The organism is Yersinia sp. 1252 StPb PI (assembly GCF_048593885.1).
Lineage (GTDB): Bacteria > Pseudomonadota > Gammaproteobacteria > Enterobacterales > Enterobacteriaceae > Yersinia > Yersinia enterocolitica_E.
On the sequence record NZ_JAZGQE010000527.1, the window covers coordinates 1 to 354 of the forward strand.

Genomic DNA, 354 nt, shown 5'->3' on the forward strand with positions numbered 1-354 from the left:
ATTAATTTTTATATTTTTGTTTTCCCAATCGCAGCTAATATTACCTATAAGGTTAATGATATTGATGTTAATGAGCGACGTGAGAAAATAAATTCCACGATAGAAGCATGGCAAAATGATATTTTATGTGCCTCTATGGAAGCAAGTTTTACAGTCTACCCACTCGATATTATCAGTAAGAAAGAGGCTGAACTTGCAGAAAAATCTATTGGCGACCATTTTATTAAAATAAATTCAAGCAAGGTGATTTCAGAGTAAATATGATGGATAGTAATAAAAAATATATTTACGAATTATCAATTACTACACAAGGGCCACTTTATCCGCCAAGTGAAGTCATCGATAAAAATGGGG

Annotated in this window: 1 pseudogene; it reads left to right on the forward strand. The window is 31.9% G+C overall.

Annotated features, from left to right (window positions below):
• Positions 1-258, forward strand: a pseudogene (locus V2A85_RS24610) (hypothetical protein); the annotation flags it as partial.
• Positions 259-354: the final 96 nt, after the last annotated feature.